The organism is Caballeronia cordobensis (genome assembly GCF_001544575.2).
Classification (GTDB): domain Bacteria; phylum Pseudomonadota; class Gammaproteobacteria; order Burkholderiales; family Burkholderiaceae; genus Caballeronia; species Caballeronia cordobensis.
Map to the genome: position 1 here is coordinate 119,299 of NZ_FCNY02000006.1, position 23,993 is coordinate 143,291.

Here is a 23,993-nt window from a genome sequence, read left to right on the forward strand (position 1 = left end):
CACGCAGTTTGGCCACTTTTCTCCTCCGGGATCGGCACTCGCCTAAGTGTCGCCCTCGAAGGACTAACCAGACTTGGATCGCGCACGGTCTGACAAGCTAGTGCGCGAAGCGCGCTGGTTCAGCACGAAATAGCTCCGGCACAGCGCTACGCGCTGCCGCTGGGTATGCGAGGGAAAAACCCATCGGCCGCGAAGCGGGCTGGAGCTTGAAATGGCTGTACCGGTTTGTTGTGTGGTGCGACGTGACGGATCGTGCGCGATCCAAGCCCGATGGGTTTTGTGGGGGCACTCTTTAGGCGAGTGCCGCCATGGAGGAGAAAAGTGGCCAACGTGCGTGTGACCGCGGGCGGTGACAAAGCTGCTTTCTTTGGTGACTTTCTTTGCAGCAGCAAAGAAAGTTACCCCCGCCCCGGGGAGGGGCATCGCCAATAAACCGACACGAATTCAGGATTCCACAAAAGCAAAAACGGGAATCCAACCAAACCTTCGCCGCGCAATAAAGCGCAAAAAAGGAACCAACCAATGAACATCCGTTTCGACCCAACCATAGCCGCATTGCCTGCAACGCTAAACCCGGAAGCGTTACGCAAGGCCCTCTGCGATATCTACTGCAACGACCCCGAACGCCGCACGGCAACCATCACATTGCCGTACGCGAAAGAAGCCGAACTCGTCATACAGCAAGCAAAAGCGGAAAACATCATCGACAACGCAGAACATCGCGACGATGAAATCCTCCTGACCACATCGCGCCAAACCTTCTGGCAAAGCCCCCAACCGTGGCTAAAAGCACCAGCATCGAGCGAAACCCCGCTGCAATACATGGAAAGCAACGGCACACGTCACCCGGTGAGGCCAACCAACACCGAAGGCACCATCTACGAACGCCACTTTCCGCAGATCGACATGACCTTCAGCCTGCGCACCGCCGACCCCGACGCCGACTCGGAAGTCTTCAGCGCATGGATGAACCTCGACCGCGTCGCACACTTCTGGGACCAGCGCGGCACGCGCGCCGAACACGCCGCGTATCTCGCGGAACGCCGCAACGATCCGCACATGCATCCGATGATCGGTTATTTCGATGACCATCCCTTCGGCTACTTCGAATTCTATTGGGCGAAGGAAGACCGTCTCGGACCGTTCTACGATGCCGGCGACTTCGACCGCGGCCTGCATCTGCTCATCGGCGATGCGCAATTTCAAAGCGCGGGCAAGCTCAAGGCATGGTGGAGCGGCGTGCTGCACTACATGTTCATCGACGATCCGCGCACGGAACGGCTCGTCGGCGAACCGCGCGTGGATCACGTACGGCATATCGCGTTTATGCATCGCATGGGCTTTTACACGCTCAAGGAATTCGACTTCCCGCACAAACGCGCCGCGCTCACGGTGATAGAACGCAAGAAGTTCTTCGACGACTTCCGCTTCTGACGCGGCGATGCCAAAAGCGAGTCTGGGTTGAGTAAAAGTTATCACGCTATCGAAACTAATCAATATCGCGCGGGGGCAACGGCTTTTATACTGACGGCTATAACTTCCCGTCAGTCACCATGCCCCTCATCAATTACATCACGCAGATTCAGTTCGATTTCGGCGCGGTGCGCCTGCTTGCAAGCGAGTGCGAGCGCATCGGCATTCGCCGTCCGCTCGTCGTGACCGATGCCGGCATTCGCGCAGCCGGCCTGCTCGACAAGGTGCTCGATGCGTTGGGCTCGTCGGCGCCCGTGGCCGTGTTCGACGGCACGCCGCCGAATCCCAACGAAGCGGCCGTGCGCGAAGCTGTCGCGATGTTCAAGGAGAATCACTGCGATGGCGTGATCGCGGCGGGCGGCGGCTCGTCCATCGATCTCGCGAAAGGCGTGGCGGTCTGCGCGACGCACGACGGCCCGTTGCAAAGCTTCGCGGTGATCGAAGGCGGCCTCGCGCGCATCACGGCGAAGACCGCGCCCGTCATCGCCATTCCGACCACCGCGGGCACCGGCAGCGAAGTGGGCCGCGGCGCGATCCTCATTCTCGACGATGGCCGCAAGGTCGGCGTCATCTCGCCGCATGTCGTGCCGAAAGTCGCGATCTGCGATCCGGAACTGACGCTCGGCCTGCCGCCGAAGCTCACCGCCGCGACCGGCATGGACGCGATCGCGCATTGCCTCGAAACCTTCATGGCCCCCGCGTTCAACGCCCCCGCCGACGGCATCGCGCTCGACGGCCTGTGGCGTGCGTGGCGTCACATCGAACGTGCGACGCGCGACGGCTCGGACCGCGCGGCGCGCTGGAACATGATGAGCGCATCGATGCAGGGCGCGCTCGCGTTTCAGAAAGGCCTCGGCTGCGTGCACAGCCTGAGCCACTCGCTCGGCGGCATCGATCCGACACTGCATCACGGCACGCTCAACGCGATCTTTCTGCCGGCGGTCATCGCGTTCAACAGCAGCTCGCCGACGATGCAGGAGGAGAGCAAGCTCGGCCGCATCGCACAGGCAATGGGCCTGAAATCGGGCGACGAAGTCGGCAACGCGGTGCGCGCGATGACCGCGACGCTCGGCCTGCCGCGCGGCCTCGGCGAACTCGGCGTCACGCGCGAACTGTTTCCACGCATCATCGCGGGCGCGCTGAAGGATCACAGTCATAAGACGAATCCGCGCGAGGCGTCGAGCGCGGATTACGAAGCGATGCTCGAAGCGTCGATGTAAACGAGTCAAATTCGCTCCGGCGCCAAGAGGGCCGGAGCGCACGCGCTTATCCGGCGGGCGATTTGCGGCGATGCAACAGACTCTTAGGGGAAAACCCTTAAGGGTGTTACAATGTTGCAAAGTTTGAGGAAAAGATCATGCGCCGCCGCTACGAAGTGCTCGAAAAAGTCGCTTTTGCCCTGCTCACGCTGTCCGCCGTCATGGATGCGAGCTATATCACCTGGGAAAAACACCCCAACTTCCGCGAAAACGTCACGGAAATGGTCCGATTGAGTTCGGAACTGTCGCTGGCGAATCCGGGAGTCGGCGAGCCGACGCCGCTGGTTCCCCTGGCGTTCAACTAAGCTTTCCGCACTTCCGGCGCGACGTTCGCCGCGCCTTTCGCTTCAAGCCACATACAGGTTATTCGGCCCGCCGCCGCACGGCGCGCGCCGGCTGCTTTATGCTGGCGGCTTTGCATGCCGTCGCCGCCCAGCATGTCTTCCGCTCTCGATTCCTCCGCCGCTTTCGGCGACCAGCTCCGCAGCTTTGCCCGCGCGATCGGGCAAATCGTACTTCAGCGCAATGCCGCGACCGGCGCGCTGCTGTTTCTCGCCGTCCTGTGCGCGAGCCCGCGCCTCGCCTGCGGGCTTCTGATAGGCACGGTGACGGGCAATGTCATTAACGTGATCGTCGAAGATCGCGATGCGCCCGCTTTCCGCGACGATCTCTACGGCTTCAACGGCGCGCTCGCCGCGCTCGCCGCCTTCACGTTCATCGGCGACGCATCGCAGGCCGCGGCCGTCGCGATCGTCGCGGCGATGTTCGCCACCTTTCTCGCCGCTAAACTCACCCGCGCGCTTTCGCGCTACCGGTTGCCGATCTTCTCCAGCCCGGCGATCATCGTGACCTGGTGCTGGCTGCCGCTTTTCGCCGATCGCGGCGACACCGGCGCGATTCCGCAGGTGGCCGCCGGTTTCATCCCGATGCTGCAGGCCGCATTCGCGGGTCTCGCGCCGATCACGTTCGCGACCGGCGCGCTCGCGGGCGCGCTGATCGCGGCGGGGCTTTTCGCCTCGAGGCCTTCGCAGGCGGGCTGGGCGATCGCGGGCAGTGCGCTCGGCGCGACGCTGCACGCGCTGGGCGGCGCGAACGACGCCGTCGTGCTGTCGGGCGCGTGCGGGTTCAACGCGGCGCTGGCGGCGCTCGCGGCCGCGCCGCTCGGCAAACGCTACGCGCTCGCCGCGATCGTGGCGGCGGTGCTGATCGAACGCGCGATCGATTGCGCCGGCATCGCCGCGCTCACCGCGCCGTTCGTGCTGGCGTCGTGGGCGACGATCGTGCTCGCGCGCCGTTCGTCGGGCACATCGAAACAAGGACCGGAAACAGGAGACTCGCATGTCGTTCACCCACACGCCTGAACGCAGGATCGCGGAAAGCGGGCCGCGCTCGGCAGCCGAGCAAGCCGCGCGCGTGGATCTCGCCGCCGCGTACCGGCTCGTCGCGCTCAACGGCTGGGACGATGTCGTCTATACGCACATTTCCGCGAGCGTGCCAGGCGAGCCGGGGCGCTTTCTCATCAACCCGTTCGGGCTTTCGTTCGATGAAGTCACGGCGGGCAATCTCGTCAAGATCGATATCGACGGCAACGTGATCGGCGAAAGCGCGCATCCGGTGAATGCGACGGGCTTCGCGCTGCACGGCGCGGTGCATGCCGCGCGCGCGGATGCGGTGTGCGTGATGCATCTGCATGTGCGCGAGGCGATCGCGGTATCGACGCAGCCGCATGGCCTGCTGCCCGCGTCGCAGCACGCGATGCGCTTTCATAGCCATCTCGCGTATCACGATTACGAAGGGCTCGCGTTTTCGCCGGCGGAAGGCGAACGTCTCGTGCAAAGTCTCGGCGCGCATCGCGCGATGCTCTTGCGCAATCACGGGCCGCTCACGCTCGGGCGCACGATCGCCGAGGCTTATGTGCTGATGGATATGCTCGTCAAGGCATGCGATATTCAGCTTCGCGCGCTCGCGGGTGTGGGCAAGATGATCGTGCCGACGCCCGAAGTCGTCACGCGCACCGCGGCGCAATTGCACGACGATGACGCTATCGAAGGCGCGCTCGAATGGCCGGCGCTATTGCGCAAGCTCGATCGCATCGATGCCTCGTATCGCGACTGAATTCAACTCAACGGAGATCGACGCCATGCCGACATTCAACATTCAACTGTTCGAAGGCCGCACGCAGGAAGAAAAGCGCAAGTTCGTCGAAGCGATCACGCGCACGACATGCGAGACGCTCGGCTGCGAGCCGGGCTCCGTGGACATCATTCTGACCGACGTGAAACGCGAGAACTGGGCGACGGCGGGCAAGCTCTGGTCGGAGCAATAACCCGCCGCCGCGCGGCGCTTTACATCGATTGCTTCACGGCCTGACGGAACTTGTGCAGCAGCGGTTCCGTATAGCCGCTCGGCTGCGTGCGTCCTTCGAACACGAGCGCGCACGCGGCCTTGAAGGCGAATGAGCTGTCGAACGCAGGCGCCATCGGCGTATAGGTCGGATCGGCTTCGTTCTGCTTGTCGACCACGGCGGCCATGCGTTCGAGCGTCGCGCGAACCTGCTCTTCCGTGACGATGCCATGCCGCAGCCAGTTCGCGATGTGCTGGCTGGAAATGCGCAGCGTCGCGCGGTCTTCCATCAGGCCGACATCGTGAATGTCCGGCACCTTCGAGCAGCCGACGCCCTGATCGACCCAGCGCACCACGTAACCGAGAATGCCCTGCGCATTGTTCTCGATTTCATTTCTGATGTCGTCTTCCGACCACGACGGTTTATCGACGACGGGAATCGTCAGCAAGCCATCGAGCAGCTCGTTTTTCTGGCTGTCGTAGTCGATGCTTTCGAGCTCCTGCTGGACCTGCTGCACATCGACCATGTGATAGTGCAGCGCGTGCAGCGTGGCCGCCGTGGGCGAGGGCACCCACGCGGTGTTCGCGCCCGCTCGCGGATGCGCGATCTTCTGTTCGAGCATCGCGTGCATGAGATCGGGCATGGCCCACATGCCCTTGCCGATCTGCGCGCGTCCGCGCAAGCCCGTGTTCAGGCCGACCAGCACGTTGCTGCGCTCGTACGAACCGATCCACTTCGACGACTTCATGTCGCCCTTGCGCATCATCGGGCCGGCTTCCATCGACGAATGCATTTCATCGCCGGTGCGATCCAGGAAGCCGGTGTTGATGAACGCGACGCGCGCGCCCGCCGCCGCGATGCACGCCTTGAGGTTGACGCTCGTGCGGCGTTCCTCGTCCATGATGCCCATCTTGATCGTGTGACGCGGCAGGCCGAGCAGGTCTTCGACGCGCGAGAAGAGTTCGTCCGCGAACGCGACTTCCGCCGGGCCGTGCATCTTCGGCTTCACGATGTAGATGGAACCCGTGCGCGAGTTCATCTTGTTCTTGAGATCGTGCATTGCGCCGAGCGTGGTCATCACGCCGTCGAGAATGCCCTCCGGAATTTCGTTGCCGTCGCGGTCGAGCACGGCGGGATTCGTCATCAGATGGCCGACGTTGCGGATAAACAAGAGCGAACGTCCGTGCAGCTTGATCGTGCCGCCATTGGGCGCGGCGTATTCGCGATCCGGGTTCATGCTGCGCGTGAAGCTCTTGCCGTTCTTCGTCACCTGTTCGGAGAGATGGCCTTGCATCAGGCCAAGCCAGTTGCGATAGAGCTGCGTTTTATCGGCGGCATCGACGGCCGCGACCGAGTCTTCGCAATCGATGATCGTGCTCACGGCCGCTTCCATCAGCACGTCTTTCACGTGCGCGGCGTCCGTTTTGCCGATGGAATGGTTCGCGTCGATCTGGATCTCGAAGTGCAGGTCGTTGTGCTTGAGCAGAATGGCGGACGGTTCCTTCGCATCGCCCTGATAGCCCGCGAATTGTTCGGCGTTCGCGAGACCGCTTTTCGCGCCGTCCTTCAGCGTGACGGCGAGCTTGCCCTGCTCGACGCTGTATTTCGTCGCATCGGCGTGCGAGCCGTGGGCGAGGGGCGCGTTGTCGTCGAGGAAGGCGCGCGCGTAGGCGATCACTTTCGCGCCGCGCTTCGGATTGAATTGCGCGGTGCGCTCCGCGCCGCCGGATTCGTCGATGGCGTCGGTGCCGTAGAGCGCGTCGTAGAGGCTGCCCCAGCGCGCGTTGGCGGCGTTGAGCGCATAGCGGAGATTGGAAAGCGGCACGACGAGTTGCGGGCCGGCCTGCTCGGCGATTTCGCGATCGACATTGGCGGTGCTCGCCTGCACATGCGCGGGCGCGGACACGATATAGCCGATTTCCTCCAGAAACTTGCGATACGCGCGCGGATCGCGCACCGGGCCGGGATTGCTGCGATGCCAGTCGTCAAGCGCGGTCTGAAGTCGGTCGCGCTCGGCGAGCAGGGCGCGGTTTTTCGGCGCGAGGTCGTGCACGATCGCATCGAAACCCTTCCAGAAGGACGCGCTGTCGACGCCCGTGCCGGGGATGGCTTCTTCATCGACGAACTTCGCGAGGCTCGCGTCGACCTGCAGGCCGTGTTGTTTGATCATGTCGTTCATGGGCACTCCGGCTGATTTTGCTGAGTTGCTGCTACACAGGGGTTTTGGGGATGGGCTGATCCCTATGTTAGCGCGTCTTGGGGGAGGATCGAAGCGCGGGGGAGGTGCAAGCGGTGTGCCTGAGGGGGATCTCGCCGTTAGGTAGACGCGGCCGAGTTATCGTCTGCTATCGTCGCCGTGAGCGCCTGAATCTGCCGTTTGAATGGCGGCAAGCTCTTGACGATGGTCTTCCAGACGATTTCCGGTTCTACCTCGTGATAGCCGTGCGCAAGTACGTTCCGCATTTCATACGCGGACGAGAAATCGACATCCGGATGCGCCGCTGCGAACGCCAGATATCATACGGGCTGCGCGCCTCCGAGAATGGCGTCGCGCTTGCCAGCGGGAATCGCGCCCGAAGTCAGCACGTCCACCGGTACGCCGAGCAAGACGCGCAGTTTGTGTCGAATGGCGCCAAGATCAAAGAGCGTCGTATCCGGGGATGGGTCGATAAGGAGGTCGAGATCGCTTTCGTCGGTATCTTCTCCGCGAGCGACGGAACCGAAGACGCGCGCATTCGACGCGTGATGCGCCTCGACCACGCGACGAATCTCCTCACGATGAGCTTGCAGGGCGACGGATGGTTTCATGGCTTTTGCGCGTATGGGTCCAAGATATTGCCAACTCAGTCTAGCATAGCGTTTTCGACCGATCCGCCCGCTGCGGGCCGCTCAATGCGGCGCGGCAGAACTCGCCCCGCAGCACTGCTTGTACTTGCGCCCGCTGCCGCACGGGCATGGTTCGTTTCTACCGACCTTGGCACTTGAACGCCGCATGGGCTCAGGCACATCACGCAGTGCGTTCTCGTGCCGGCGTACTTCGAAGTATCGATAAATATGATTCAGGCAGGTGATCAAGTCCTGAATCACGCTGTCGCGATCCTCCAGCGCTTGGGGATCGGTGCGCAGCGCCGGGTCCGGGTCGTCCTCGTGATAAAGCATCAAAACCGGGATCAACGATCCCGCGTGATCTTCGTCGTCGAACAATTCCTGCCAGCTTTCACGGCGCATGTCGATGCCGGCCATGAATCCCTCTGCCCATTCGCTGGCGTAAGCGACGTCATCTTCCTCGTCCAGCGACAGCACCGGCAGATAACCCGTCTCTTCGGTCAGCGTGAGTTCAAGCGTGTCCGCAATGGTGTTCCAGTGACGAATCAGCAGTTGCACGATCTTCTCGGCTTCCTTTTCGTTCACCAGCGAAAAGTTTTTCCCCAGTACGCCGAGGAGCCATTCGTGCGGCGGCACCAACTCAGGGCCGCAGATCAACGCTGCAAAAAAGCCATCGACCATCTCGACGGTCATCGCTTCGTCACCGAGGGTATGAAGGAAGGCTTCGACGCGGTCGAGTTCGCGTTCAGTCAGTGGTTCCGCGTTGGGGTCTTTCAATGTATTTCCCGATGATTGCGCGATTCGACACCCGATTCGCTCCGTGCCTCATTATACGAACCCGTCGGACTGCACATCGTCACGCAAAACAGCCCGGTTGCCGCGCCAATGAACTGCACGACAACCGGGCCTCACGAAACGAGCAAGCAGCCCGACGCTACGCCTTCAACAAATCCTCGATCATCACCGGCAGCTTTCTCACCCGCACGCCGGTTGCGTGATACACCGCGCCGGTAATCGCCGCCGCGATGCCCGCCAGCCCGATCTCCGCGATGCCCCGCGCGCCGAGTTCGTTGAAGACCGTATCGGGATGATCGAGGAAGGTGACGTCCATCTTCGGCGTATCCGCGTTCGTCGCGACGACGTAATCCGCGAGACTGCTGTTGACCGGCGCGCCGCTTCGCTCGTCGTAGACGGTGTGCTCGAAAAGCGCCATGCCGACGCCCATCACCACCGCGCCTTCGATCTGATTGCGGCCGGCCCGCGGATTCAGGATCTTGCCCGCATCGATCACCGTGACGACACGGCTCACGCGCAGACGCGCCGTCGCGGGTTCCCACGTCACTTCGGCGAAATGCGCGCCGTACGAGTGGATCGACCACTTCTTCTTGAGCGGATCGTCGAAGCCGCCTTTCGCGCTGCCGCTGCCCGACGCGGCATGCAGCTTCGCCGCGTCGAGAATGCGCGCATACGGCACGCCGCTCTCCGGCCGCTCGTTCTTGCGATGCACGTATCCGCCGCTCATCGCGAGTTCTTCGGCCTTCGCGCCGGCGAACGGCATGTCTTCGACCTTCGACGCCCGCGCGAGCAGCGTCTTGATGGCCGCGCGCACCGCATCCGATACCGCCGGTATCACCGATGCCGTCGCCGCCGATCCTCCCGACACGGGGCCGAGCGGCAAGTCGGTGTCGCCGAGACCGACTTCGATCCTGTCGAGCGGAATGCCCGTGTGCTCCGCGACCAGCTGCGCGAGGATCGTGTACGTGCCCGTGCCGATGTCCTGCGTGCCGCACGCGACGCGCGCCGTGCCGTCCGCGCGCAGATCGACGGTCGCCTCCGCCGAGAAGCGCAAGCCCGGCCAGCTGCACGCGCCGACGCCCCAGCCGAGCGTGAGCCCGTCGCGCTTCATCGAGCCGACTTCCGGCGTGCGCTGGCTCCAGCCGAATTTCTCCGCGCCGGTCTTCAGGCATTCGACGAAATGACGCGACGAAAACGGCAGGCCGCTGCTTTCGTCGACTTTCGGCTCGTTGCGCAGACGCAGTTCGACGGGATCGATCTTCAACGCGATGGCGAGCTCGTCCATCGCCGATTCGAGCGCGTACAGGCCGGGCACGGCGCCGGGACCGCGCATCGAAGTGGGCGAGCCGACATTGCGCTTGACCGTGCCGCCCGTCACGCGAAGATTGGGCGTGCTGTACATGGACGGCGTCGCTTCGCCGCAATCTTCCGCGTAGACATCGGCAATGGCCTCGTGATTCACGAAGTCGTGCCGCAGCGATACGAGCTTGCCGTCCGGCGTGGCGGCGAGCCGCACGCGCTGCTGCGTCGTGGGCCGATGCCCGACGTTCTGGAACATCATCTTGCGCGACAGCACGAGCTTGACGGGCCGTTCGAGCTGACGCGTGGCGGCAGCGGCGAGCAGCGAATGCGGCCACATCCATAGCTTGCCGCCGAAGCCCGAGCCGAGATAACGCGAGATCACGCGCACCTTGTCTTTCGGCAGGCCCATCATCTGCATCAGCGTGCCCTGATGATTCGCGACGGCCTGGCTCGTTTCGTAGAACGTATAGCTTTCGCCGTTCCAGTGCGCGATGGTCGCGTGCAGTTCGATCGGGTTATGCGTTTCGACGGGCGTCACATAGGTCTCGTCGATCTTCACGGGTGCGTCGTCGAACGCCTTGTCGGCGTCGCCGCGCTCGCTGTGCGTATCGAGCTTCCTGTCGAGATCGAACGTCGCGCTCACGTCGTGCGGCGTCTTGTCGTAGCCGATCTTGATCGCGGCGGCCGCGGCGCTCGCCTGCTCGAATGTATCGGCGACGACGAGCGCGACGTATTGCCCGTAATAGCGAATGACGTCGTCTTCGAAGGGCGGACGGTTTTCATCGACGAAACCCGTGTCGATGGAGTTGCCCGAGATGCGATAGAAGCGGCCGATATTGCCGCGATGCAGAATCAGCTTCACGCCGGGCATGGCTTGCGCGGCGGCGAATTCGAGCGACGTGATCTTGCCGCTCGCGATGGTGGCGCCAACCGGCACGGCAGTCAGCATGCCGGGCAAGTCGACGTCGGATGTGTAAGTCGCGCGGCCGCAGACCTTCAGCGGTCCGTCGATGCGCGACTGGGGCCGTCCGATGAAGGACTGCGTGATGTCGGGCGCGGTGGACATGTTCGGTTCCTCGGTCGTGGTCAGGACGTTTGCGTCGCCATCTTCAGCGCATGCACGATGCAGCGCGTCGATAGCTCGACTTTGAAGCCGTTCTCGCTTTGCGGCTTCGCATTGGCGAGTGCGGCATCGGCGGCGCGCCTGAAGGTCGCTTCGTCGGGCGCCGCGTCTTGCAGTTCCTTCTCCGCCTCGCGCGCGCGCCACGGTTTCGTGCCGACGCCGCCGAGACCCACGCGCGCATGCGCGATGCGTCCGTCTTCGACCTTGATCACCACGCCCGCCGACGCCAGCGCGAACTCATACGACGCGCGATCGCGCAGCTTCAGATAGAACGAGCGCGCGCCCTCGACCGCCGGCGGCAACGTGACATGCGTGACGAGATCGCCCGCATCGAGCACGTTCTCGCGATCGGGCGTCGTGCCCGGCAGCAGGAAAAACTCGTCGATGGGAATGGCGCGCTTGCCGCCGGTGCCTTCCACATGCACCGTCGCTTCGAGCGCCTGCAGCGCGACGCACATATCCGATGGATTGCTCGCGATACACGATTCGCTCGTGCCGAGAATGGCCATCATGCGATTGACGCCCTGAATCGCGGAGCAGCCGCTGCCCGGTTCGCGCTTGTTGCACGGCGACGTCGTATCGCGGAAATACACGCAACGCGTGCGCTGCAGAATGTTGCCGCCAGTCGTCGCCATGTTGCGCAACTGCACGGATGCGCCCGCGAGCACCGCCTGCGACAGCACCGCATAACGCTCGCGAATCAGCGGATGATGCGCGAGATCCGAGTTGCGCGAGGTCGCGCCGATGCGCACGCCGCCGTCCTGCGTCGCCTCGATCGCATCGAGCGGCAGGCGGCTGATATCGACCACGCGCATCGGACGCTCGACGTTGAGCTTCATCAGATCGAGCAGGGTCGTGCCGCCCGCGAGAAAGCGCACTTCCGCGCCTTGCTGCGCGGTATGCGCGAGCGCGCCGGCATTGATCGCCTCGCGCATGTCGCGCGCGCGGGAGAGCTGAAACATGTCCATGTCGCGCTCCTTTATTTGGCCGACGGCTTGCTGGCGCGCACCGACTGAATCGCCTCGACGATGTTCTGATACGCGCCGCAGCGGCACAGGTTGCCGCTCATCGCTTCGCGTACGTCGGCGTCGCTCGGGCCGATGGGTTCGTCGAGCAAGGCGACCGCCGACATCAACTGGCCGGCCGTGCAGTAGCCGCACTGATAGCCATCGCATTCGACGAACGCGGCCTGCAGCGGATGCAGTGCCTCGATTTCGCCGATGCCTTCGATCGTCGTGATCGTGTCGCCATCGCATGCGGCGGCGAAGCACAGGCACGAGTTCACGCGGCGGCCGTTCACATGGACGGTGCATGCGCCGCACTGGCCGTGATCGCAGCCCTTTTTCGTGCCGGTCAAATGAAGATGCTCGCGCAATGCATCTAACAGCGTGGTGCGCGGATCGAGCGAAAGGCTATGGCTTTGGCCGTTCACGGTCATCGTGAAGGCGATGTTCGCGCCGTCGGTCTTGGCCGGCGCGGGCGCGAGCTTGTTGGGCGTATCGGTGTGCGTTGTTTTGGCTTGGGGGACGGGACGTTGTGGCATCGAGCATTCTCCTGGAATTGCGCAGCAAGCTGCTGCACAGATGCGGCAAAGGCGGCGGAACGTGAGAGAGGCGAAGATGCGGCGGCGTGTCGCGCGCCGGGAAGCGCGGGGAAGAGCGGCGGAAAAGGGTCTGCGCGACGGGACGCAGGACTTTCAGGCGCGGACGACGCGGCGAAAGACGACACTCAGCCAGTATAGGCAGGAAAGCTCACGCGGGCCACTGAGGGCACCGGGACACCACGTTCGCACGAAGCATGCCCGTGCCGCGCAGATGCGCCGTCAGTGTGTCAGCACGGCGCGCGCGACAAGCGAAAGAAGGAACACGCCGACGGTCGTGAAGGCGACGAGCACCACGAGGATCAGGATCAGGCGAAGACTTAGCTGCATCGCGTCGGTCCAAAAAAAATGGCCGCTTGCGCGGCCGGAAGGAGGGTGGGTCGGTCAGACTTCAGGCTAAGCGCGCTTTCTTAAATCAGACTTAAGCGCACCGGGCTTCCGTGCGGGCCGCCCCATTGTCCATCCTTTGCGCACACGCTGCAGCATCAGCGCAAGGCTTCGCTGTAACGGTCGCGCAACGGCAAGATCGTCAGCAAGGCGACGGCGCTGCCGAAGATCACGTAGTAGCAGATCGAGAGCGGGTCGCCGGTGGTCATCGTGAGCCATGACACGATGGCGGGCGCGAAGCCGCCGAAGATCATCACCGCGACGTTGTAGCTCACCGAGATGCCCGTCGAGCGCACACTCGAAGGCAGCAGCTCCGAGATGAACGCCGGATAGCAGCCCTGGAAGATGCCGAGGTAGGTCATCAAGAGCGCCTGGCAGACGATCAGCATCGGCAAGCTGGGATGCGCCGTGAGCACCGCGAAGATCGGATAGGCGGTGACGAGCGAGAGCGCGAGCGCCGTCGCCATGAGCTTCTTGCGGCCGACGCGATCGGACAGGCGGCCGAAGAACGGGCAGCAGACGAGATAGACGAGCGCGCCGATCGTCGAGCTGATGAGGCCATCCGTGAGCGCCATGTGCAGCACGCGCGTCGCGTGCGTCGGCAGATACAGCAGGAAGATGTACGTGCCGATGGTGCCGAACACCGTCAGGCCGAAGCCCGCGAGCACGGCCATCCCGTGCTTCGTGGCGGTATCGCGGATCGGCCGCGCGCTCAGTTCGTTCTTCTGCGCCTTCTCGACGAACACGGGCGATTCGTCGAGCTTCGAGCGCAGATACAGGCCGACCGGCACGATCAGGAGACCGATCACGAACGGGATGCGCCAGCCCCAGCTATTCAGATGCTCGGGGCTGAGCGTGCGCGTGAGCACCGCGCCGAAGAACGAGCCCGCGAGACTCGCGGCGGCCTGCGCGACCATCTGGAAGCTGCCGAAGTAGCCGCGCTTGTTGGCCGGGGCATATTCGACGAGGAACGCCGTGGCGCAGCCTACTTCGCCGCCCGCGGAGAAGCCCTGAATGAGGCGGCCGAGCAGCATCAGCAAGGGCGCGGCAATGCCGATCGCCGCATACGTCGGCGCGAACGCGATGATCGCGATGCCCACGGCCATCAGCGAAATCGTGAGCGTGAGGGCCGATTTGCGGCCGACGCGATCCGCGACCGCGCCGAGCACGATGCCGCCGAGCGGCCGCGTGAGAAAGCCGACGCCGAAGGTCGCCCAGGTCGCGAGCAGGGAAATCGTGGGATTGGTGGCGGGAAAGTAGAGCTTGGAGATGATGACGGCGAAAAAGCCGTAGACCATGAAGTCGAACCATTCGAGCGCGTTGCCGATGGTCGATACCACGATGGCTCGTCGGCCGGACAGGTTCGATGCGGCGTTGTCTTGGGCCGCGTGGGCTGCAGGTAGTACGGTGCTCATCGAATGCACTCCGTGAGGTTTCTCGCTGGTTGACGACATCCGCTCTTTCGAGGCTCGCGCGAGCCGCTGCAACAAGCAAACATTACGCCGAAGTGAAATAAGAAAATATAGAATTTCTGAACTGACACTCAAGGAAACCTGATCGAAGGATCCGGGTTGACCCTAGCCTTATGAGCAACATTCGCTTCTTGCGCACGTTCATCGCGGTGGCGCGCTACGGCTCTTTCGCCGCCGCCGCCGAGAAAGTCGCGCTTACGCAGGCCGCCGTGAGCATGCAGATGCAATCGCTCGAAGACGATCTGAAGCGCCCGCTCTTCGACCGCGTGGGCCGCACCAATCGGCTGACGAGCATCGGCAAGCAGGTGTTGCCGCAGGCGGAGCGCATCGTCGCGCTCTACGACAGCATGCGTCTCACCGGCCTCGACGATGAAATCGCCGGCTCGGTTTCCATCGGCGCGGTCGATTCGGCGATGGGCGCGCTGGCATCCGTCGTCACCGAACTGAAAGGCCAGTATCCGCGGCTCGATGTACGGCTCTTCACCGGCAAGGCGCTCGCCCTCGCGCCGCAAGTGGAAGCCGGGGAAATCGATGCGGCCGTGATCGTGGAAATGGCCGGCAAGACGCCGGCGAGCCTCAACTGGACGCCGCTCTATTCCGAGCCGCTCGTGGTGATCGGTTCGCCGCGCAATGGATCGTCGGGCGCCGCCGAGATGCTCGCGAGCCGTCCGTTTCTGCGCTTCGATCGCGCGCAGCGCACCGGCGCGCTGATCGAACGCGCGCTGAAGCACAATCGTCTCGCCGTGAACGAGTTTCTCGAACTGAATTCGCTGGAAGTGATCGTCGAGCTCGTGCGGCAGGATGCGGGCGTATCGGTCGTGCCGCTGCTCGAATACGGCTCGTGGGCGAGCGATCCCGCATTGCGCGTGACGCCGCTCGCGAAGAACACGCCGCGCCGCGTGGTCGGCATGCTGGAGCGCAAGATCCACGACCGGCACGCGGTGATGAGCGTCGTGCAGGAGCGCATCCGCCTGCGTTCGCATGGCGTCGTGCCGCCTGCGGAAAGCTAAAGCTTTGCTTAAGTGACGGACAAGAAATATCAGCTTTCGCTGTTCTTTGCGGCCATCGACAATGCTTCGTTCGATCATTCATCAACGAGGACAGCATGTCGATCATTCCCGAGATCGCCGAGTCGCGCGACGAGATTCAGGCCATTCGCCGCGATATCCACGCCCATCCCGAGCTCTGCTACGAAGAAGCGCGCACCGCTGAACTCGTCGCGCAAAAGCTGGAAAGCTGGGATATCGAAGTGACGCGCGGGCTGGGCAAGACCGGTGTCGTCGGCGTGCTGAAAAAAGGCTCGGGCAAGCGCGCAATCGGCCTGCGCGCCGATATGGACGCATTGCCGATTCCCGAATCGAACACCTTCGCGCATGCGTCGCGCCATGAGAACAAGATGCATGCGTGCGGTCACGACGGCCACACCGCGATGCTGCTCGGCGCTGCGCGCTATCTCGCGAAGCATCGCGATTTCGACGGCACGGTCGTCTTCATCTTCCAGCCCGCAGAGGAAGGCGGCGGCGGCGCGAAAGCCATGATCGACGATGGCCTTTTCCAGCGCTTTCCCGTCGATGCCGTGTTCGCGCTGCATAACTGGCCGGGCATGCCCGCGGGCCAGTTCGGTGCGCGCGTCGGCGCGACGCAGGCGTCGAGCAACGAGTTCGAGATTCGCATCGAAGGCGTGGGCGCGCATGCCGCGATACCTCACGATGGCGTCGATCCCGTGTTCACCGCGTTGCAGATCGGCACGGGCCTGCAGAGCATCGTGACGCGCAACAAGCGGCCCATCGACGCCGCCGTGCTGTCGATCACGCGCATGCAGGCGGGGCATGCGGTCAACGCGATCCCGACCACCGCGACGCTCGCCGGCACCGTGCGCACGTTTTCCGTCGATGTGCTCGATCTGATCGAGACGCGCATGAAGGAGATCGTCGCGGCGACGGCGGCGGCGTATCGATGCAAGGCCGAAGTCAAGTTCGTGCGCAACTATCCGCCGACCGTGAACACCGAAGCGGAAACGCATTTCGCATTGGGCGTGATGCAGGACATCGCCGGCGCGGATCGCGTGAACACGAACGTCGATCCGACGATGGGCGCGGAAGATTTCTCGTTCATGCTGCTGGAGCGGCCGGGATGCTATGCGTACATCGGCAATGGATCGGGCGATCATCGCGAGCACGGTCATGGCCTCGGGCCGTGCATGCTGCACAACAGCAGCTACGACTTCAACGACGACGTGCTCACGCTCGGCTCGACCTACTGGGTGCGGCTCGTCGAGAAGTTTCTCGCGCGCGCCTGAGGAGCCGAAATGTTCTCATCGACTTATAAGGAAGCGCGGCAGCGATTTCTCGATACGGCCGCGCAGCGCAAGCTCGCCGTCGATACGCGCTTGCTCGAAGGCATCGCGGGTCTCGAAGGCGAAACCCTCGCGACAGATGTCGTGCGAATCGGTCCCGCCGATGCGAAGCGCCTGCTCGTGCTCACGTCGGCGACGCATGGCGTGGAAGGCTTTTGCGGCTCGGGCGCACAGATCGCGTTGATGCGCGACGACGCGCTGCTCGCATCGATGCAGAAACTCGGCGTCGCGATGCTGCTCGTTCACGCGATCAATCCCTATGGCTTCTCCTACCTCAGCCGCACGACCGAAGGCAATGTCGATCTGAATCGCAACAGCGTGGATTTCAGCAGGCCTTTGCCGGTGAACGCGGGCTATGCGGAGTTGCACGACTTGCTGATTCCCGCGCACTGGCCGCCCGACGGAGCGAATCTCACGGCGATTCGCGCTTACATCGAAACACGCGGCGAATGGGCGTATCAGCAAGCGGTGACGAAGGGGCAGTACACGCATGCGCACGGCATGTTCTATGGCGGCGATGAGCCCGCATGGAGCACGCGCACGATGCGCGCGCTGCTCGCGGAATACGGCGAGCCGTGCGACGCGATCGGATGGATCGACTTTCATACGGGACTCGGGCCGAGCGGCTTCGGCGCGAAGATCTGCATCGGCGACGTGACGCGCGCGCGGCGCTGGTGGGGCGCGGACGTGACGAGCCCATCGGACGGCACGTCGATCGCGGCGGATGTCGCCGGTCCCTTGCTCGACACGTTGCGGCAGACGTGTCCGCATGCGGCCAATGCGTCGATTGCGATCGAATACGGCACCGTGCCGCTCACCGACATGCTCGACATGCTGCGCGCGGATGTCTGGGTGCGGCATCATCCGGACGCGCCCGAGGCGTTGAAAGCCGACATTCGCCGGCAGATACGCGCGGCGTTTTACATCGACGACGATCTCTGGCGCGGCATGATCGTAGGTCAGGCGCGCGCGGCCGCGTTGCAGGCGTTATACGGCCTGTCGCGCGAGCAGGCCTAGCGCAGTTCGAGCCACATTGGCTGATGATCCGATGACCGGCTCGACTGATCCACCTCGCAGCCAACGATGCGCGGCCGCAAGTCTTCCGTCACGAAGATGAAGTCGCAGGCAAACGGGCCATCGGGCCACTGATCGTGATCGTACAGACCGACAGTGGCCGCGCGCGGATCGTCCGGATGCGCGCAGGTCCAGGCATCGACGAACGTTGGCGCACCGGCGATCGGTTCGAGCATCGCGCGATACGCCGATGCGTCGAACGCGCTGTTGAAGTCGCCGCAGACGATCGCGGAATGCGGCCGCGCGGTATCGGCGAACGGGCTCGCCTGACTTTCGGCCTTCGCGGGCGCGCGTTCATGCGCGCAGGCTTCCGCATGCAGGTCGCGCAGACGCGCGACTTGCGCGACCCGTTGCTTCTCCGAGTAAAACTCCAGATGCGTGCTGACGATGCGCAACGGACCGACATCGGTATCGATGACGGCTTCGAGCGCGACGCGCATCATCGACGGCTTCGCGGGATCGGCGGGCCATGGCAGCGAATGACGCAGCACTTGCCGCACCGGCAGACGGCTGACGATGGCGTTGCCGAACTGGCGGCGCGCGAGACCGGCGCCGACAGGCGGCAGATCGGAGCCGATTCCGTCCATGACAGTCGCGCCCGGTATCAGCGCTTCGAGTTCGGCGAACTGATCGGCTGACGGCCGTCCCGCGAGCCCGCCCGCCTGTTCGCTTTCGTGAAAGCCGCGCGTGACTTCCTGCAGGCAGAGAACGTCGAAGTCGTGCAGCGCTTTGGCCTCGGCGACGATGCGCGCGAGATCGACGCGCTTGTCCACGCCGCGTCCCCATTGGATGTTCCAGTCCACGAGTCTCATGTTCACCCCGGCAATCGCGCCAGCAGTCGAGCTATTTTCATGGCAGCAAGGAATGTGCTTGATCGGTGCGTAAGCGTGCTATTTCGAGATAGCGGCGGCGTGCGGGTGCGTAGCCCATAGGCTTCCAGCACACTTTCCGAAACTCAGTATTTCTTACTGTCTCGCACGCAGACGGCGTTACAATCCTGCGCTGTAGAACTCACCGTTGTCCGCCACATGAAAGCTCGCATTACCCTCTCGCTCGGCACACTCTTGCTGATCTCTTCCAGCATCGCGTGCCAGGCACAGCAAACTCAGCCGGCACCGCAGCAGCAACCATCCGCCGCCGCCCGATCGCTCACGAAGGAGCAACAGGCCGCGCTCGACAAGCAGGACCAGGACATCGCGCAGGCCGCATTGGCTATCGTCGGGCTGATCGATCAGAACAAGGCGGGCGAGGTGTGGGACGACGCCTCGCCCATCGCGAAACAGATCATTTCGCGCGATGACTTCATCAGGAAAGTCGCGCACGACCGGGCGCCGCTCGGCACGCCGGGCCTTCGCATGCCGATGGGCGTCAAGCACTATCGCTACGACGGCACCGGCAACATGCCCGCCGGCGCGTACATCAACGTGCTGTTCGATACGCAGTACAGTCAGGCCCGCCAGTCGTCGCGCGAGATGGTCACGTTCATCCTCGACGCGGACAACGTCTGGCGGTTCGTCGGATACTCGTTGCGTTGAGCGAGCATCACATATTCGTGTAGGACGCGCACCATCCCTTGCCGGCGACCAGCTTGTCGTTGAAGAGGGTGCAGCCGCCCCAGGCGTCCGTCGATTTGCCCTGATACAGCGAGCAGTTCGCGCACGTCTGTTCGGCGGCGTAGTTCGGATACTTCGCCTTGTCCACTTTCGCGGCGTCCTCCTTGTAGCCGACCGCGACCGCGGCCGGATCGGATTCACTCAGATGCGGGACGTCGGCGCGGGCTTTCGCGAGCCACAGCGCCGAGCCCATGCCGATGCTGAAAATCATGAAGCTGCGGCGGGTCGGATTCATTGTCGGGATGCGTTTTTTGTGTGTGGGGAACGCGCTCAAGGCGCAAGTCGAACGATACGCCGACGCTTCGCGGCGTGCCCAACACGCGCGCTGCGGCATACGTTTGCGAAAGAGAACGCCCGATCGTTTTCGCTGCGTGCTGTTTTCGCTTCCTCCTTCAACGTGCATCCAACGTCGTTCATTCCGCGCGCCGCTAAACCTTTGCGCGCGCGTGCCGTAAATCAGGCCAGAACGTAGTTGAATCGCGTGGATCACTCCCGCGGCACCCCGGCCGCGGCTCAATTCGAAGGAGAACAACCGTGAATGATATGGAATGGATGATGGCTGGCGTGTATCTCGCAGCGCTCGTGTGCGGCACGCTTTTCATGAGCGTGCTCGCGCGTCGCAGCCTGAACCGCGTTGAAGAGCGGGGGCGTTGAGAACTGACCGCGGCTTGCGAAAGCAATATCGAGCCGCAAACAAAAACGCGCGCCGTGAACCGATCGACTCATCGGCCCTCCGGCGCGCGTGGCATGTCCTGACGCTTACTGGAACAGCTTGATCGCCTGCGTGAGCGTGTTCGTGACGCCCCAAGCGAGCGGAATCAGCACATACGCCCAGAACACGAGCAGCAATCCCTTATTCGACGACGCGCCTTCGTACTGAGTATTCATCGCGGTCTCCTTTGTCTCAGTTCGCGGCCTGCGCCGACAAGTTCATGTGATGCTTCTCATGCACCCGCGTGATGAGCAGATTGCACAGGAAGCCGATAACGAGCAGCGCCGCCATGATGTGCAGCGTCATCGTGTACGCATCCGCGCCCGCGACGCCGTGGGCCACCTGATACGCGCGCACATAGTTGACGACCACCGGTCCCGCCACGCCCGCCGCCGCCCACGCCGTCAACAGCCGGCCGTGAATGCCGCCGACGAACGCCGTGCCGAACATGTCCGCGAGATACGCGGGCACGGTCGAGAAGCCGCCGCCGTACATCGACAGAATCACGCCGTACGCCAGCACGAAGAGGGCGATGTTGCCGGCGCTCGCGAATTGCGGCACCAGGAAATACAGCACCGCGCCCAGCACGAAGAACACGAAATACGTGTTTTTACGGCCGATCCAGTCCGACGCCGATGCCCACACGAAGCGTCCGCCCATGTTGAACAGCGACAGCAGCCCGACGAAGCCCGCCGCCGCGCCCGCCGTGATCGACGTCTTGAAGCTTTCCTGGATCATCACCGAAGCCTGACCCAGCACGCCGATGCCCGCCGTCACGTTCAGGAACAGCACGAGCCACAGCAGATAGAACTGCGGCGTCTTCAGCGCCTGATCGATATGCACGTGGTTCTTCGTGATCATCTTGTTCGCGGTCGCGGGCGGCGTCCAGCCGGCCGGCTTCCAGTCCGGCGGGGGAATGCGGATCGCGAGCGCGCCGATCGTCATCGAGATGAAATAGAGCACGCCGAGCACGAGGAAGGTTTCGGTCACGCCGACGCTCGTCGCGCTCTTGAAGTGGTTCATCAGCGCGACGGAGCCGGGCGCGGCGATCATCGCGCCGCCGCCGAAGCCCATGATCGCCATGCCGGTCGCCATGCCGCGGCGGTCCGGGAACCAGCGGATCAGCGTCGATACCGGCGAGACATAGCCGAGCCCGAGCCCGATGCCGCCGATCACGCCATAGCCGAGGTACAGCAGCCAGATCTGGTGCAGATAGACGCCGAGCGCGGAAACGAGAAAGCCGCCGCCGAAGCAGCAGGCCGCCGTGAACATCGTGCGGCGCGGGCCGACCTTCTCCAGCCATTTGCCGGCGAACGCCGCCGAAAGCCCGAGAAACACGATCGCGAGCGAGAAGATCCAGCCGAGCGTGGTCAGCGACCAGTCGTCCGGCGCGGACTTCGTGATGCCGATGACTTTCGTCAGCGGCGCATTGAACACCGAGAATGCGTACGCCTGCCCGATGCACAGGTGAACAGCCAGCGCGGCGGGCGGCACCATCCAGCGCGAGAATCCCGGCCGGGCGATGGTCGCCTCCTTGGAGAAAAAGCCTGTCGGGCCGTGCGCGGCCCCTTGATTGAGTGTGCTGTTCATCGTGGTCTCCGTGGCGCGTCATGTCTCTCACGTGCGCGCACATCGTTACTTGAGGTGCAGCCCGGGTTCGCCGGAATGCAGCCCGCCGTGGTTCATGCGCTCGGCGACGATGTCGGCGTCGCGCGCTCGCAAGGCCATTTCGCGCCGCCCAAACATGCGATGGAACCACATATGAGTGCGGCGCTTTGCCACGGCTGGCATGACCATAGTCAAAGGTGAAAGGGTTTGCAATATGAACACTCGTGCCATAAGCGTTTGCCCGCAGCGTTTATCGCGCCCGACGCGGCAATCGGCACGCACCCCGGAATCCGACGACGTGTATCGCATCGCTACAGCGCGGCGCACGTGTTCTGAATGTGAACAACGCCTGGCGGCTCCGTGAAAACCCTTAGCCGTGGCCGCTCACCCGCGTGCCGATGCGGCCGACGCGACGGGAGCCCCGCCGCGCGTGCGATGGCACAGAACTCGCAGACAAGGGCCACCGGCGCCGGAGATCGGCTGTGCCGGCCAGTCACGTCGACATGCGAGGAGCACACACAATGAATCACGCAGAGATGCAGTTCCTGAACACGGAATATCCGTATAAAAAGCAGTACGGCAACTTCATCGGCGGCAAGTGGGTTCCGCCCGCGGGCGGCGAGTATTTCGACAACATCTCGCCGATCACGGGCGAACCCTTCACGTCGATTCCGCGTTCGCGCGAAGCCGACATCGAAGCCGCGCTCGATGCGGCGCATGCGGCCAAGACTGCGTGGGGCCGGACCTCCGTCACCGATCGCGCGAACCTGCTGCTCAAGCTCGCCGATCGCATGGAGCAGAACCTGGCGCGGCTCGCGGTAGCGGAATCCATCGACAACGGCAAGCCGCTGCGCGAGACGATGGCCGCGGACATTCCGCTCGCCATCGATCACTTCCGCTACTTTGCGAGCGCGGCGCGTTCGCAGGAAGGCGGCATTTCGGAGATCGATCACGATACGGTCGCGTATCACTTCCATGAGCCGCTCGGCGTCGTCGGGCAGATCATTCCGTGGAATTTCCCGATTCTGATGGCCGTATGGAAGCTCGCGCCCGCGCTCGCGGCGGGCAACTGCGTCGTGCTGAAGCCCGCGGAGCAGACGCCCGCGTCGATTCTCGTGCTGCTCGAAGTGATCGAAGGCATTCTGCCGCCGGGCGTGCTCAATGTCGTGAACGGCTTCGGTCTGGAAGCGGGCAAGCCGCTCGCGTCGAACAAGCGCATCGCGAAGATCGCGTTCACCGGCGAGACCACGACGGGCCGGCTCATCATGCAGTACGCGAGCCAGAACCTGATTCCGGTCACGCTGGAACTGGGCGGCAAGAGCCCGAATATCTTCTTCGAGGACGTGCTGAACGCCGACGACAGCTTCTTCGACAAGGCGCTCGAAGGCTTCACGATGTTCGCGTTGAATCAGGGCGAAGTGTGCACGTGCCCGTCGCGCGCGCTGGTGCAGGAATCGATCTACGAGCGTTTCATGGAACGGGCGCTCAAGCGCGTCGCGGCTATCGCACAGGGCCATCCGCTCGATACGAAGACGATGATCGGCGCGCAGGCTTCGCGCGAGCAGCTCGAAAAGATCCTGTCGTATATCGATCTCGGCAAGCAGGAAGGCGCGCAATGTTTGAGCGGCGGCGAGCGCGCGGCGTTCGACGGCGAACTTGCGAACGGCTATTACGTCAAGCCGACCGTCTTCAAAGGCCACAACAAGATGCGCATTTTCCAGGAGGAAATCTTCGGGCCGGTGCTCTCGGTGACGACCTTCAAGACCGAGGAAGAAGCGCTCGACATCGCCAACGACACGCTCTACGGTCTCGGCGCGGGCGTGTGGACGCGCGACGGCACGCGTGCATACCGCTTCGGCCGCGCGATTCAGGCGGGCCGCGTGTGGACCAATTGCTATCACGCTTATCCGGCGCACGCGGCGTTCGGCGGCTACAAGCAGTCGGGCATCGGGCGCGAGAATCACAAGATGATGCTCGATCACTATCAGCAGACGAAGAACATGCTCGTCAGTTATAGCGACAAGCCGCTCGGCTTCTTCTAAAGCGCGT

Annotated in this window: 24 protein-coding genes; 11 read left to right on the forward strand and 13 right to left on the reverse strand. The window is 63.6% G+C overall.

What is annotated here, in order from left to right; genetic code table 11:
- The first annotated feature begins 522 nt into the window (after positions 1–522).
- From AWB70_RS13180 to AWB70_RS13205, 6 genes are all read left to right on the forward strand, one after another.
- Positions 523–1,434 carry a GNAT family N-acetyltransferase gene (locus AWB70_RS13180; protein ID WP_053571604.1) on the forward strand — a complete coding sequence of 304 codons (912 nt, stop codon included), beginning with the start codon at positions 523–525 and terminating at the stop codon, positions 1,432–1,434.
- A 119-nt stretch (positions 1,435–1,553) separates the two neighbouring features.
- The gene (gbd, locus tag AWB70_RS13185; RefSeq protein ID WP_053571603.1) at positions 1,554–2,693 is read left to right on the forward strand and encodes a 4-hydroxybutyrate dehydrogenase; all 1,140 of its coding nucleotides are present in this window, start codon (positions 1,554–1,556) and stop codon (positions 2,691–2,693) included.
- Between the two features lie 137 nt (positions 2,694–2,830).
- Positions 2,831–3,037 (forward strand): hypothetical protein, encoded by a 207-nt coding sequence (locus AWB70_RS13190; protein ID WP_041733470.1) that lies wholly within the window; start codon positions 2,831–2,833, stop codon positions 3,035–3,037.
- A gap of 132 nt (positions 3,038–3,169) precedes the next feature.
- Positions 3,170–4,093, forward strand: a complete 924-nt coding sequence (locus AWB70_RS13195; RefSeq protein ID WP_053571602.1) for an urea transporter — start codon at positions 3,170–3,172, stop codon at positions 4,091–4,093.
- On the forward strand, positions 4,071–4,847 hold the full coding sequence (locus AWB70_RS13200; protein WP_053571601.1) for a class II aldolase/adducin family protein: 777 nt from the start codon (positions 4,071–4,073) through the stop codon (positions 4,845–4,847). Before AWB70_RS13195 ends, AWB70_RS13200 begins: the two co-directional genes overlap by 23 nt.
- A gap of 25 nt (positions 4,848–4,872) precedes the next feature.
- Positions 4,873–5,058, forward strand: coding sequence for a 4-oxalocrotonate tautomerase (locus AWB70_RS13205; protein WP_041733945.1), 186 nt, complete (start codon positions 4,873–4,875; stop codon positions 5,056–5,058).
- Positions 5,059–5,077: 19 nt separating this feature from the next.
- Here the strand turns inward: AWB70_RS13205 and AWB70_RS13210 are convergent, their stop codons facing one another.
- The 8 genes from AWB70_RS13210 to AWB70_RS13245 form a co-directional block, all read right to left on the reverse strand.
- Positions 5,078–7,255, reverse strand: coding sequence for a malate synthase G (locus AWB70_RS13210; RefSeq protein WP_053571600.1), 2,178 nt, complete (start codon positions 7,253–7,255; stop codon positions 5,078–5,080).
- A gap of 137 nt (positions 7,256–7,392) precedes the next feature.
- Positions 7,393–7,590 (reverse strand): HepT-like ribonuclease domain-containing protein, encoded by a 198-nt coding sequence (locus AWB70_RS13215; RefSeq protein ID WP_268760629.1) that lies wholly within the window; start codon positions 7,588–7,590, stop codon positions 7,393–7,395.
- Between the two features lie 3 nt (positions 7,591–7,593).
- Positions 7,594–7,836, reverse strand: a complete 243-nt coding sequence (locus tag AWB70_RS13220; RefSeq protein WP_374730235.1) for a nucleotidyltransferase family protein — start codon at positions 7,834–7,836, stop codon at positions 7,594–7,596.
- Between the two features lie 129 nt (positions 7,837–7,965).
- Positions 7,966–8,679, reverse strand: a complete 714-nt coding sequence (locus AWB70_RS13225; protein ID WP_053571599.1) for a UPF0149 family protein — start codon at positions 8,677–8,679, stop codon at positions 7,966–7,968.
- Positions 8,680–8,836: 157 nt separating this feature from the next.
- Positions 8,837–11,065: a xanthine dehydrogenase family protein molybdopterin-binding subunit gene (locus tag AWB70_RS13230; RefSeq protein ID WP_053571598.1), complete on the reverse strand. Its 2,229-nt coding sequence runs from the start codon at positions 11,063–11,065 to the stop codon at positions 8,837–8,839.
- A 20-nt stretch (positions 11,066–11,085) separates the two neighbouring features.
- Complete coding sequence (locus tag AWB70_RS13235; protein ID WP_053571597.1) at positions 11,086–12,090, reverse strand: FAD binding domain-containing protein; 1,005 nt, start codon at positions 12,088–12,090, stop codon at positions 11,086–11,088.
- A gap of 11 nt (positions 12,091–12,101) precedes the next feature.
- Positions 12,102–12,665 (reverse strand): (2Fe-2S)-binding protein, encoded by a 564-nt coding sequence (locus AWB70_RS13240; RefSeq protein ID WP_014252692.1) that lies wholly within the window; start codon positions 12,663–12,665, stop codon positions 12,102–12,104.
- A 542-nt stretch (positions 12,666–13,207) separates the two neighbouring features.
- Complete coding sequence (locus tag AWB70_RS13245) at positions 13,208–14,524, reverse strand: MFS transporter (RefSeq protein ID WP_045461411.1); 1,317 nt, start codon at positions 14,522–14,524, stop codon at positions 13,208–13,210.
- 170 nt (positions 14,525–14,694) lie between these two features.
- Between AWB70_RS13245 and AWB70_RS13250 the strand changes: the two genes are divergently transcribed.
- The 3 genes from AWB70_RS13250 to AWB70_RS13260 all read left to right on the forward strand — a co-directional run bounded on the left by AWB70_RS13250 (position 14,695) and on the right by AWB70_RS13260 (position 17,954).
- Positions 14,695–15,591 carry a LysR substrate-binding domain-containing protein gene (locus tag AWB70_RS13250; RefSeq protein WP_014252690.1) on the forward strand — a complete coding sequence of 299 codons (897 nt, stop codon included), beginning with the start codon at positions 14,695–14,697 and terminating at the stop codon, positions 15,589–15,591.
- Positions 15,592–15,686: 95 nt separating this feature from the next.
- The gene (locus AWB70_RS13255; protein WP_053571596.1) at positions 15,687–16,880 is read left to right on the forward strand and encodes a M20 aminoacylase family protein; all 1,194 of its coding nucleotides are present in this window, start codon (positions 15,687–15,689) and stop codon (positions 16,878–16,880) included.
- A 9-nt stretch (positions 16,881–16,889) separates the two neighbouring features.
- Entirely contained in the window at positions 16,890–17,954 is a 1,065-nt protein-coding gene (locus AWB70_RS13260; RefSeq protein WP_053571595.1) for a M14 family metallopeptidase, read from the forward strand.
- Here AWB70_RS13260 and AWB70_RS13265 read toward each other — a convergent pair.
- Positions 17,951–18,823, reverse strand: a complete 873-nt coding sequence (locus AWB70_RS13265) for an endonuclease/exonuclease/phosphatase family protein (protein WP_053572104.1) — start codon at positions 18,821–18,823, stop codon at positions 17,951–17,953. The two genes, AWB70_RS13260 and AWB70_RS13265, sit on opposite strands and share 4 nt — an antisense overlap.
- 216 nt (positions 18,824–19,039) lie before the next feature.
- Here AWB70_RS13265 and AWB70_RS13270 point away from each other — a divergent pair, with 216 nt between their 5' ends.
- Positions 19,040–19,546, forward strand: coding sequence for a DUF4019 domain-containing protein (locus AWB70_RS13270; RefSeq protein WP_053571594.1), 507 nt, complete (start codon positions 19,040–19,042; stop codon positions 19,544–19,546).
- A gap of 7 nt (positions 19,547–19,553) precedes the next feature.
- Here the strand turns inward: AWB70_RS13270 and AWB70_RS13275 are convergent, their stop codons facing one another.
- The 4 genes from AWB70_RS13275 to AWB70_RS38265 form a co-directional block, all read right to left on the reverse strand.
- Positions 19,554–19,859: a high-potential iron-sulfur protein gene (locus tag AWB70_RS13275; protein WP_053571593.1), complete on the reverse strand. Its 306-nt coding sequence runs from the start codon at positions 19,857–19,859 to the stop codon at positions 19,554–19,556.
- A 524-nt stretch (positions 19,860–20,383) separates the two neighbouring features.
- Entirely contained in the window at positions 20,384–20,512 is a 129-nt protein-coding gene (locus tag AWB70_RS13280; protein ID WP_014252682.1) for an MFS transporter small subunit, read from the reverse strand.
- Between the two features lie 16 nt (positions 20,513–20,528).
- Positions 20,529–21,926 (reverse strand): L-lactate MFS transporter, encoded by a 1,398-nt coding sequence (locus tag AWB70_RS13285; RefSeq protein WP_014252681.1) that lies wholly within the window; start codon positions 21,924–21,926, stop codon positions 20,529–20,531.
- Between the two features lie 45 nt (positions 21,927–21,971).
- Positions 21,972–22,253 carry a hypothetical protein gene (locus AWB70_RS38265; protein ID WP_143281637.1) on the reverse strand — a complete coding sequence of 94 codons (282 nt, stop codon included), beginning with the start codon at positions 22,251–22,253 and terminating at the stop codon, positions 21,972–21,974.
- 212 nt (positions 22,254–22,465) lie between these two features.
- On the opposite strand from AWB70_RS38265, the gene adh reads away from it, so the two are divergent.
- Positions 22,466–23,986: an aldehyde dehydrogenase gene (gene adh, locus AWB70_RS13290; protein WP_053571592.1), complete on the forward strand. Its 1,521-nt coding sequence runs from the start codon at positions 22,466–22,468 to the stop codon at positions 23,984–23,986.
- Positions 23,987–23,993 lie beyond the last annotated feature (7 nt).